Origin of the sequence: Mesorhizobium sp. M1A.F.Ca.ET.072.01.1.1 (assembly GCF_004023325.1) — a bacterium.
Classification (GTDB): Bacteria; Pseudomonadota; Alphaproteobacteria; order Rhizobiales; family Rhizobiaceae; genus Mesorhizobium.
This window is the reverse complement of record NZ_RZSF01000245.1, coordinates 1-10,449: the sequence shown is the minus strand read 5'-3', so window position 1 is coordinate 10,449 and position 10,449 is coordinate 1. Positions and strand designations below refer to the sequence as shown.

The window sequence follows — 10,449 nt, the reverse complement described above, 5'->3', positions numbered from 1 at the left end:
CGTTTCAGGCGCGGCGAGACGATCGACATCGATTCCGCCATCCGCGCCATGGTGGTGAAGTCGGCGAACGACGTGGCGGTGGCGGTGGGCGAATATCTCGGCGGCGGCAGCGAGGAGCAGTTCGCCGCCATGATGACCGCCAAGGCGCGCCAGCTCGGCATGACCAGCACCAATTTCCGCAACGCCTGCGGCCTGCCCGACGACGGCCAGGTGACGACGGCGCGCGACATGGCGGTGCTGGGCATCGCGCTCCAGCGCCGCTTCCCGCAGCATTTCCACTATTTCTCCGAAAGCGACTTCATGTTCCGCGGCCGGCTGGTGCGCGGCCATAACGACATGCTGGGACGGGTGCGCGGCGTCGACGGCATCAAGACCGGCTATATCCGCGCCTCCGGCTACAACATCGTCACCTCCTACAATGCCGACGGCAGGCATCTGATCGTGGTGGTGATGGGCGCCCAAAGCGCGCGCCAGCGCAACGACCATGTCGAGGCGCTGATCCAGCGCAGCTTGGCGCCGATGAGCGCCGATGCGCAGACGCGGCTGATGTATGCCGGCCAGCAGCCCGCCGCTTCGGCGCTTCCGGGTTTGCCGGCGCAAGGGTCCTCGCTGCCGGGTTTGCCGGCGCAGTAGCGAAGTGCGGGTGGCGGCGGCAGCCTGCTCAAGCGACCGGCTTGACCTTTTGATGTAATTTACTGGCCAGGACCCCCACAGGGCCAGGACAGGCCAGGCGGTGGCGACCATGGCGCCAGCGAGGCAGGACCAATGCTTTCGACCGGTGGCGCTGCCCCTCACCTGCCTGCCGGCATCCTCTCCCCGTAAGTGACGGGGAGAGGGGCGCTCTCATCGCCGGTTTCGCCAATAGCCAGCGGTGCAGAGGAAGGCGCCGAGCCTGCGCCCAGCCTCCTTCTCCCCGTCTATACAGGGAGAAGGTGCCGGCAGGCGGATGAGGGGCGGCGCTGTCCCGAGAGATTTGTTGTTGCTCAGTAAGCCCTTTCAACCGAATCTTCCCAGAATTGGATCTATGTCTTTGCGCGCCGAAAGCAGATCCATCCATCACAACAACTTGTTCGGTCACACCAGCTTCACAGTCGCGATGGATATGCCGCGCCGGCTCGGCGTATCGTATCGAAGCCCGAGAAGAGGAGCACTGAGCATGGCCGGCGACCCAAAGGCATCCGCGCAGACAATAGCCGACACCGAAAACGACTCGGGCGGCGAATATCTCGAGGCGGCCACCGTGCCGGAAGATCAGCATGAGGCGGCGGACGAAATCCTCGAAGCGCCGGAGGTGCCGGATTCGGAACCGCACCTGCCCGGCGCGGCGCGCGCAAAGCCCAAGAAAAAACCGTCGGCGATCAGCGGCCGGAAGTTCCGCAAGCGCGACCTGGTGCGCGTCGACGACCTGAGGCCAAGCCTCGCCGACCGCATCCGCTCCGACCATCCCGACCTGCCGCGCAGCGCCCGCATCAGCCGCGAGGAGCTCGCCCGCTACCGCATGCGCTACATGGAGGAATTGCTGCAGCAGGAGCATGGCGAATTCTCCGAGCTCGACCGCCAGGTGGTGGAATCGATCGCCAGACAGGACACGATCTCGGAAAACTCGGAAGAAGAGTTCGAGGAGCGCCGCTCCTTCGCCGACCGCGTCTCCGACGACATGGCGGCCTTCGGCGGCAGCTGGTGGTTCCTGATCTCGTTCGCGGCGGTGCTTCTGATCTGGATCGGCCTCAACCTCTTCGAGGGCGCGGCCGCCGCCTTCGATCCCTACCCATTCATCCTGCTCAACCTGCTCCTATCCTGCATCGCCGCCATCCAGGCGCCGATCATCATGATGAGCCAGAAGCGGCAGGAGGCGAAGGACCGGCTGCGCTCCTTCAACGACTACCGGGTGAACCTCAAGGCCGAGCTCGAAGTGCGGCACCTGCACGAAAAGCTCGACTACCTGATCTCACGCCAATGGCAGCGGCTGGCCGAGATGCAGCAGATGCAGCTTGATGCCATGCACGAGCTGACCGCGAAGAAGCAGAAGCGGGCGACGCGCGGGGTGCAGCGGAGGGTGGCGAAGAGCGAGGCGGAGGGGTGAGATCAAGGCTTGGGTTCCTCGCCCCCACGAAGTGGGGGAGAGGTGGCTCGGCGAAGCCGAGACGGAGAGGGGGAGCGCCGTATCCGACAACCCTATCCGTCAGACAATCGACCCATCAGGCCGCCGCCATTCCAATTGCCCGTTGAAGCCCGGAGCGGCTTCCGCTAAGAAGCCGTGGCTGGCCGGTTCACCGGCCGGTGCGTTTTCCGGTTTCCCGGGAAGCACCCGTAGCTCAGCTGGATAGAGCGCTGCCCTCCGAAGGCAGAGGTCACAAGTTCGAATCTTGTCGGGTGCGCCATCTATTGGCACCGCAGGCTGCCGGCACTGGCCGGCTAGGCGACCGCAGTTCCCGCGACGCCGTCCGCGCGCAAGTCAGATCGCGCTGAAGGTCAGGGCACGATGCCGCGGCAGGCCCAGGCGACGTTGGCGAAAGACCTCGGCCCGTCGGCACGACCGGCCTCATAGGCATCGCGGACTGCAGCCTCCGTGCGGGTCCGCTCGGCTGCGTCGAGCGTGGTCATATATTTGCCGAGCGGGCCTTCGCCGGCGGCAATCGGCGCCCAGTAGTCGTCGAAATTCTGGTAATCCATGCGGATCATCAGTTCGGTTTCGGTGACGTCGGCCAGGCCCTGTTCGACAAAGGTCCGCTTCATTTCGCCGGGCTGCATCATCGGCTGGAAGCAGTAGCGATTGCGCAACTGGCGGCCGCTTTCGCTGAGCGCGGCCACGGTGTCGATCATCATGCGCATGGCCGGCATGCCGCCAAGATGGTCCCACACAACGGCGGCGACCACGCCGCCCGGCCGCGTTACGCGGCGCATCTCGGCCACCGCCTTGCCGGTCTCCGGCACGAAGTGAAGCACCAGCAGCGCCAGCGCACGGTCGAACGCATTGTCCTCGAAAGGCAGCGCCGTGGCGTCCGCCTGCTGAATAGTGATGCGCGGATCGGTGTTCCTCTCCTTCGCCGCCGCGACGAAGACGGATGAGAAGTCGATGGCCTGGATTTCGGCGAGATCGCGCCACTTCGCCAGTTCGAAGGTCAGGCTGCCGGTGCCGCAGCCGACGTCGAGGATCTTCTCGCCGCCGGCCAGGCCGACGAAGTCGATGAACTTGGGCGCGAGCCTGCGGCTCCAGCGGCCCATGAGCTGCTCATAGCCCGATGCCGCGTGAACGGTGAAGCTTGATGTCATCCCGTCCTCCCTTGCTGGTTTCAGCCTAGACCCACGCGGGAACCATGCCAAGCAACGAAACCAGCCTCGTCCCGAGATCGCACAGGTGGGCGTTGGCAGGAGCATACGATGCCGAAGCCGAGCGCCAGTGTTCTATCGCGACCAGATCGCCGCCGACCGAGCCCGGATCGCCGAGATGAACGCGTTGGCGGAGGGCCTTCCTGTTCCGCCGCCGTATCCGGTCATGGCCCGGCTTTTCGCCGCCGCAAGCGAGGATGCCGACGCGGTTCCGCGGCGTGATCGGATCGCCATGTGCGTTTCGCAGCCGCAGATCACCAGTGCGCATATGGCGGCAAAACTGGCCGAGCTGGCGGTCGCCCCTTGCCGCCGAATGCCGGCATCATCGATCGCGACCGGATGGCATGCCTGCCTGCCGGCCGATCTTTTCGCAGTCCGGATTGCAACTTGTCCGGGACGTCAACGAGCGGAGACTTCGCTCACGCAGGCGTCGATTTGCCGGTCGAAAAGCGCTTCGAACACCTCGCCGGTTTCGGCCACGAGCGTCTGCATCAATTCGCCGGCAGGAAGCTCCCGGTTCAAGGCGGCCGCCTGCCCATAGAGATGAAAGGCGAAATCTCCTTTTGCACCGGCCTCGCCGAGCGGAGCGCTGAGCGCAACCATTTGCGGGAAGTCGGGGAGGTGCGCCCGGTTCACCTCCATCTCCAAGGCGAAGCGGGTGCGTCTCGCCCGCGCCGCGCGGCCGGTGAAGGCATCGGTGACCATGGTGTCCATGTCCGTGGCGGCGCGGATCAGGGCTCGGCGCGGTCCGTCCGTGCCGGCCTCGTCGCAAGACAGGAAGCCGGTGCCGATCTGCACGCCGCTGGCACCAAGCGCGAAGGCGGCCGCTATGCCGCGGCCGTCGGCGATGCCTCCGGCGGCAATGACCGGCAGCTTGACGGCATCCACGACCTGGGGAACCAGCGCCAACGTTCCCACGCCGTCACCGGGACGGTTGGGAGCGTGCGATCCCCGGTGGCCGCCTGCCTCCCAGCCCTGAGCTATGACCGCGTCGGCTCCGCCGTCGGCGAGTTGGCGCGCTTCGGCGACATTCGTCGCGGTGCTGATAACCACGATCCCGGCCTCCTTCAACTTGGCGACCGCGGCCGCGTCCGGAATGCCGAAATGGAAGCTGACGACCGGTGGCCGGATCTCGAGCAGCAATTCAAGCTTTTCATCGTCAAAACCCGGTCCGATCGGCGGAAGCCTCCGCGAGGGTTCGTCGAGCGACAGCTCCTTGTAGTAGGGCCGCAACCTGTCGATGACCTGGGTCAGTACGGCGTCGCTGGTGTCTGGTCTGGGAAAAACAAAGAAATTGAGGTTGAAGGGACGCTCGGTCGAGGCGCGCAGCTGGCGCGCAGCGGTGCGCAAGCCGTCCGGCAGCATCGATGCGCAGCCGAGCGATCCCAGCCCGCCGGCATTGCTCACCGCGGCGGCGAGTTCCGGAGTCGCCGCGCCGGCCATCGGAGCCTGGATGATCGGATGTTCGATCTTCAAGAGATCGCATAAACGGTGGTTCGGCCACACGAGCGTTTTTCCTGTGTCGGGAAAGGAACACGCGCAGTCCATCATAGGCCCGGATCAGGGCGGGGTCACCGGAATTGTGCGAGGCACGCTCCCACGCTTTCCCGCTCCACCAGCGGGCATTCAAGCTTGGTGATGGGATAGCGGCCGCGGCCTAGCGTTGGCGGCGTCTCCAATTGCTCGATCGCCCATTGGCCCATTGCCAGATGCGGAAGAATCGATGTGGTCAGCGGCGGGAAGAGGTGACGGGCGATCTCCTCGTCGTCATAGCCGATCACGGAAATGTCCCCGGGGATATGCAGGCCCGCCTCCTTCAGCGCCTCGTAACAGCCGATCGCCGTGCGGTCGTTCTGGCAGAAGATGGCGGTCGGGCGGTCCTTCAGCGCAAGCAGCTTCACCGTCGCGGCATAACCGGCGCTGGCCGACCAGTCGCCCTCCACCACCAGGTCCGGATCGAAGGGGATGTCGGCGGTGGCCAAAGCGCGGCGATAGCCCTTCAGCCGATCCTGCGCCGCCTGCATCCAGGGCTCGCCGGTGATGGTTGCGATGCGGCGGTGGCCGCGGCTGATCAGATGCCGGGTGGAGCTCTGGCCGCCGGCGATCTCGGAAGGCACCACGGCCGGGAAGGCATAATCGGCGGTGTAGCAGTTGAGCAGGATGACCGGAATGTCGAGGCTGTAGAGGAACTCGGGCGCGGTGATCTCGCGGGTGAAGATGGTCATGTAGATCAGCGCCGAGAGGCCGCGCCGGGTGAGCGCCTGGATGGCACGCGGCTCCATGACGGCGTCACCCATGGTCTGCGCCACCAAGAGCACGTTGCCGGCATTCCAGGAGGCCTGCCGCGCGCCCTCGATGGCCACAACCGCCTCGGGGCTGGTGGCGAGCTGATCGACGGCAAAGCCGATGACGCCATCCAGCCCTTCGAAGGGCGTGACGGGCGGACGCAAAGCTGAAAAGACCGGCGGCGAATAGCCCAGCGCTCTAGCTGCCTCGATCACACGGTCGCGCGTCTGCTGCGACAGCCTGATGCCCGGCGAATTGTTGAGCACGAAAGAGACCGTCGCCTGCGAACAGCCGGCGGCCCTCGCTATATCGGTCATGGTGACCCGGCCCTTGGGCTTGGCCGAGGCCTTGCGGCGTCTGGACGTTTCCCGTGGATCGCGCAGTTGCGTCGGTTCGCTCATGGTCTTTTCCCAAACCTGCCGGGCTGTTCCGCAAAGCCCGCCACCGAGCGGGTATGCTTATAACTATTATCACTAAAAAGGGCGTTGGCACCAGCCACGGCACGCGGCGACAAAATGGCCAAAAAGGTCAGCAAAGCTGTCAGTTTTCACAGGTTGTGCCGACCCACCAGCGTAAATCCTGCTTCCACCGGCGTGCACCGCGGGCACCGATTCGCCGCGGCTGGGGGCGCCGGGGACCCGCGACTAATACTATTTACTAATATCGGTAAGCGATCTACTGTCAACGCTTCGCCGGGCAAGCTGCGGCGAAGGGCATCTGGGAGGAGCGCAGGTTCGCTGCCCGGCAATTTGCCGGAAGAGGGCTGCCCTCGTCCTCACGAAAATGTCAGACAAATCGGACTATTTACGAACGTCAAATCTGTGTCTAGTGTTTCGGTCGCGGCTGGATCGGCCCCGGACTTAGGTGCCAGACCCTTGAGGAGGAGGGCGTCCAGGCCGCAGCCGAGACAGCAGCGATGAGTTTCAAAAGGGAGGTTGAAGCATGAAATCCATGATACGTAACGCGTCCGTCGCCGCGGCGGCCTTGGCTATTGGCCTGACGGCCAGCGCAGCCGTGCGCGCCGACGACAAGCCGACGCTGGCCTTTGTCGTCAACGGCGCGTCAGACTTCTGGAAGGCCGCGGAAGCCGGCGTGAAGAAGGCGCAGGGCGAACTGCCCGACTACAATCTCGAGCTGAAATATCCCGAGCAGTCGTCGGTCGCCATCCAGCAGCGCCTGATGGACGACCTAGTGACGGCCGGCGTGAAGGGCATCATGGTGTCGGCAGTCGACCCCAAGACCTCGACCGACGGGCTGAACAAGATCGCGTCCGAGACCGCTCTGTTCACCACCGATAGCGACGCCCCGCAGACCAAGCGCGTCGCTTATATCGGCTCGTCCAACGTCGATGCCGGCAAGCAGGCGGCCGAGATCGCCAAGAAGGCGATGCCGAACGGCGGCAAGTGCCTGGGCTTCGTCGGCCTGCTCGGCGCCGACAATGCCAAGGAGCGCATCGAGGGCATGAAGGAGGGGCTTGCCGGCAGCAAGATCGAGCTGGTGGACGTGCGCGGCGACGACATCGACCAGGCGCGGGCCAAGAAGAATGTCGAGGACGCGCTGGTCGCCAGCCCCGACATCACCTGCATGGTCGGCTTCTACTCCTACAATACGCCGCGCATCTATGAGGCGCTTCGCGACGCCGGCAAGCTCGGCCAGATCACCGTCGTCGGCTTCGACGACGATCCGATCACGCTGGGCGGCGTCAAGGAAGGCACGGTTGCCGCGACCGTGGTGCAGCAGCCCTTCGAATGGGCCTATCAGGGCATGAAGCTGATGGCCGCCTACCTCAAGGGCGACAAGTCGGGCATTCCGGCCAACGGCCTGATCATCGTGCCGACCAAGATCATCGGCAAGGACGATGTCGACGCCTATGCCGCCAACCTGAAGGCGATGGCCGGCAAGTAATCGATGCACAGTTGCGCCGGCTCAAGCTTCGCCTTGAGCCGGCGTCCGTATTGACGGGCCGCATGCGGCCCGTCAGTCTGCAGCCTACCGGCTGCCGATAAGCGCGATGAACAATGGCGTGATGAATTATTCCGACCCATCCATCGTCCAATCCGCTCCGTTCCTGAGCCTCGAGGCCGTGCGCAAGACCTATCCCGGCGTCGTGGCACTGGACGGCTTCTCGATGCAGGTCAGGCCGGGCGAGGTGATCGGGCTGGTCGGCGAGAACGGCGCCGGCAAATCGACATTGATGAAGATCCTCGGCGGCGTGACGCGGCCGGACAGCGGCACCGTCACCGTCGACGGCGTCGCGCATGACGGCTTGACCGTGGAAGCCAGCATCGGCTCCGGCATCGCCTTCGTGCATCAGGAGCTCAACCTGTTCGAAAACCTCGACGTCGCCGCCAACATCTTCTTCGGCCGCGAGCCGCTCAAGGCCGGGCCGCTGAAGCTGGTCGACCGCGCCAAACTGCGCGAGATGGTGGCGCCGCTCCTGAAACGCGTCGGCGCCAATTTCTCGGCCGACGCGCCGGTCGCCTCGCTGTCGCTGGCGCAGCAGCAAATGGTCGAGATCGCCAAGGCGCTGTCGATCAAGGCGCGGCTGGTGATCCTCGACGAGCCGACCTCCAGCCTGCCGATCGCCGAGACCGAAAAGCTGCTCGACGTGATCAAGGGGCTGCGGGCGGAAGGCATCAGCGTCATCTTCATCTCGCACCGCCTGCACGAGGTCGAGCGCGTCGCCGACCGCGTCGTGGTGCTGCGCGACGGCATGCTGGCCGGCACGCTGCCGAAGAGCGACATCAATCACGACCAGATGGTCAAGCTGATGATCGGGCGCATGCTTAAGGAGCGCGAGAAAGCCGCGGAGGCGGGTCGCGCGCCGGGCGGTGTCGCGCTCTCGGCAACAGCGGTACGCACCAGCGCCTATCCCGACCACCCGGTCGACCTGGAGCTTCGGCGCGGCGAAATCCTTGGGCTTGCCGGGCTGGTCGGCTCCGGCCGCACGGAGCTCGCGCGCGTCCTGTTCGGCATCGACGAGCGGCTCGGCGGCAGTGTCGCGCTGGACGGCAAGGCGCTCAATGTCGGATCGGCCGCCGATGCGGTGGCGAGCGGCATCTTCCTGGTGCCCGAAGACCGCAAGCTGACCGGCATCCTGCTCGATCTCTCGATCGCGCAGAACATTTCGCTGCCCAATCTGCCGGCGCATGCGAAGCGCTCGCTGGTGTCGACCAGCGCGGAACTCGCCACCGCCGAGAAGCAGAAGAAGGATCTCGGCATCAAGGCGCCGTCGGTCCTGACCCGCACCGGCACGCTGTCCGGCGGCAACCAGCAGAAGGTGGTTCTGGCCAAATGGCTGGCGATGAACCCCAAGGTGATGATCCTCGACGAGCCGACGCGCGGCATCGATATCGGCGCCAAGGCCGAGATCTACGCGCTGATGCGGGCGCTGGCCGATGCCGGCGTAGCGGTGCTGATGATCTCCAGCGACATGGAAGAGGTGATCGGCGTCTCGGACCGCATCGCGGTCATGCATGAGGGGCAGATCTCCGGCATTCTCGACCGGGACGATTTCAGCCAGGAGAACGTGCTGTTGCTGGCGGTGGGCAAGAAGCCGAAGCTGGCGCAAGCCGCGGGAGGAGCGCAATGAGCAAGAAAGACCTCGGCCTGCTGGTCCTGATCCTGGTGGTCGGCGCGGTGGTCACGGCTATAAATCCGCGCTTCCTGTCGACGATCAATCTCGCCAACACCTCAAACCTGGTCGCGCTGTTCGGCATCCTTTCGATCGGCCAGGCCTTCGTCATTATCACCGGCGGCATCGAGCTTTCGGTCGGTTCGCTGATCGCGCTGCTCGGCACGCTGTTCATCGACTTCATCGCCGTGCGCGAGATGGACTGGCCGTTGGCCTTCGTGCTGATCATCGTGCTCGGCGCCATCATCGGCTTCGTGCATGGCTGGCTGATCACGCGGCTCAAGATGCAGCCTTTCGTGGTGACGCTTTGCGGCCTGCTGATCTACCGCGGCGTCGCCCGTTTCTACACCGCCGACGGCACGGCGGGCTTCGCTTTCGGCCAGAATTTCCCGGATCTCGAATTCCTGACCGCCGGCCGCTCCGGCGGGTTGCCGAATTCCTTCATCGCGCTGATCGTGATCGCCATCGTCATGTGGGTGGTGCTGCACCGCTCGGTGTTCGGGCGCTATCTCTATGCCATCGGCAAGAATGAGGAAGCGGCGAAGTATTCGGGCATTCGCACCGGGCGCGTGGTGATCGCGGCATACGTGATCTGCGGTGTGCTGACGGCGCTGTCGGCGATCTACTTCGCCATGTACACGCGCTCGATCTCGCCGGCGAGTCACGGCCAGTTCTATGAGCTCTACGCCATCGCCGCGGCGGTGCTTGGCGGCTTCTCGCTGCGCGGCGGCGAGGGCTCGCTGGTAGGCGTCATCCTCGGCACCGTGCTGCTGCAGGAACTGCAAAACCTCGTCAATCTGCTCGGCATCCCGTCCTCCCTGAACTTCGCGGTGATGGGCGGCGTCATCCTGATCGGCGTGCTGGTCGACCAGCAGTGGGGCGTGTTCCGCGCCCGGCGCCGGATGATGGAGGCGTCGCGCCGGAATGTCGCCGGCGCGCCGGCGGAGTAGCTTCCCTCGTCCGATCTCGGCAGGCAGCGGCGCAAATTTCAACTTCGCGTGCTGCACACATTTTTTGGACGTTGGCGCCGACATCAACAAGTCTCGGCTCAACCTCCCACTCGCAAGCCGGCATCACCCCGTCAGATCATGTCCGAAAGGTCCGAGAACGCCATCGCCTTGCGCAGCACGTCGGCGAAGCGCTCGCCGGCGATCTCCCTGGCGCCGCTGTTGTCGATGGAGGTGACGTCCGGTCCGGAA

General features: G+C 65.1%; 8 protein-coding genes, 1 tRNA gene and 1 pseudogene. 6 read left to right on the top strand and 4 right to left on the bottom strand.

Annotated elements, in window-relative coordinates; all coding sequences use genetic code 11:
* The 3 genes from EOA32_RS26640 to EOA32_RS26625 form a co-directional block, all read left to right on the top strand.
* Window positions 1–633: D-alanyl-D-alanine carboxypeptidase family protein (locus EOA32_RS26640; RefSeq protein WP_145971359.1), on the top strand; the 633-nt coding region annotated here is incomplete at its 5' end.
* A 523-nt stretch (window positions 634–1,156) separates the two neighbouring features.
* Window positions 1,157–2,083: a DUF1003 domain-containing protein gene (locus tag EOA32_RS26630; RefSeq protein ID WP_128373295.1), complete on the top strand. Its 927-nt coding sequence runs from the start codon at window positions 1,157–1,159 to the stop codon at window positions 2,081–2,083.
* A gap of 221 nt (window positions 2,084–2,304) precedes the next feature.
* Window positions 2,305–2,381 (top strand) — tRNA-Arg (locus EOA32_RS26625).
* 91 nt (window positions 2,382–2,472) lie between these two features.
* On the opposite strand, the gene EOA32_RS26620 is transcribed toward EOA32_RS26625, so the two are convergent.
* The 3 genes from EOA32_RS26620 to EOA32_RS26610 all read right to left on the bottom strand — a co-directional run bounded on the left by EOA32_RS26620 (window position 2,473) and on the right by EOA32_RS26610 (window position 6,017).
* Complete coding sequence (locus EOA32_RS26620) at window positions 2,473–3,273, bottom strand: class I SAM-dependent methyltransferase (protein ID WP_128373292.1); 801 nt, start codon at window positions 3,271–3,273, stop codon at window positions 2,473–2,475.
* A gap of 456 nt (window positions 3,274–3,729) precedes the next feature.
* The gene (locus EOA32_RS26615; protein ID WP_128373294.1) at window positions 3,730–4,878 is read right to left on the bottom strand and encodes a nitronate monooxygenase; all 1,149 of its coding nucleotides are present in this window, start codon (window positions 4,876–4,878) and stop codon (window positions 3,730–3,732) included.
* Window positions 4,879–4,901: 23 nt separating this feature from the next.
* Window positions 4,902–6,017, bottom strand: coding sequence for a LacI family DNA-binding transcriptional regulator (locus EOA32_RS26610; protein WP_179294447.1), 1,116 nt, complete (start codon window positions 6,015–6,017; stop codon window positions 4,902–4,904).
* Between the two features lie 541 nt (window positions 6,018–6,558).
* Between EOA32_RS26610 and EOA32_RS26605 the strand changes: the two genes are divergently transcribed.
* From EOA32_RS26605 to EOA32_RS26595, 3 genes are all read left to right on the top strand, one after another.
* Window positions 6,559–7,521 carry a sugar-binding protein gene (locus EOA32_RS26605; protein WP_095776910.1) on the top strand — a complete coding sequence of 321 codons (963 nt, stop codon included), beginning with the start codon at window positions 6,559–6,561 and terminating at the stop codon, window positions 7,519–7,521.
* Window positions 7,522–7,642: 121 nt separating this feature from the next.
* Window positions 7,643–9,208, top strand: a complete 1,566-nt coding sequence (locus tag EOA32_RS26600; RefSeq protein WP_128373293.1) for a sugar ABC transporter ATP-binding protein — start codon at window positions 7,643–7,645, stop codon at window positions 9,206–9,208.
* On the top strand, window positions 9,205–10,200 hold the full coding sequence (locus EOA32_RS26595; RefSeq protein ID WP_067323934.1) for an ABC transporter permease: 996 nt from the start codon (window positions 9,205–9,207) through the stop codon (window positions 10,198–10,200). The genes EOA32_RS26600 and EOA32_RS26595 overlap by 4 nt, the downstream gene beginning before the upstream one ends.
* Window positions 10,201–10,331: 131 nt before the next feature.
* Here EOA32_RS26595 and EOA32_RS40145 read toward each other — a convergent pair.
* A pseudogene (locus EOA32_RS40145) lies at window positions 10,332–10,449 on the bottom strand (phosphonate metabolism protein/1,5-bisphosphokinase (PRPP-forming) PhnN); the annotation flags it as partial.

Excerpts from the sequence above, each read along its gene's own strand:
- EOA32_RS26595 (WP_067323934.1), top strand. The coding sequence starts at position 9,205 with ATGAGCAAGAAAGACCTCGGCCTGCTGGTCCTGATCCTGGTGGTCGGC.
- EOA32_RS26620 (WP_128373292.1), bottom strand. The coding sequence starts at position 3,273 with ATGACATCAAGCTTCACCGTTCACGCGGCATCGGGCTATGAGCAGCTC.
- EOA32_RS26600 (WP_128373293.1), top strand. The coding sequence starts at position 7,643 with ATGAATTATTCCGACCCATCCATCGTCCAATCCGCTCCGTTCCTGAGC.
- EOA32_RS26605 (WP_095776910.1), top strand. The coding sequence starts at position 6,559 with ATGAAATCCATGATACGTAACGCGTCCGTCGCCGCGGCGGCCTTGGCT.
- EOA32_RS26610 (WP_179294447.1), bottom strand. The coding sequence starts at position 6,017 with ATGAGCGAACCGACGCAACTGCGCGATCCACGGGAAACGTCCAGACGC.
- EOA32_RS26630 (WP_128373295.1), top strand. The coding sequence starts at position 1,157 with ATGGCCGGCGACCCAAAGGCATCCGCGCAGACAATAGCCGACACCGAA.
- EOA32_RS26615 (WP_128373294.1), bottom strand. The coding sequence starts at position 4,878 with ATGGACTGCGCGTGTTCCTTTCCCGACACAGGAAAAACGCTCGTGTGG.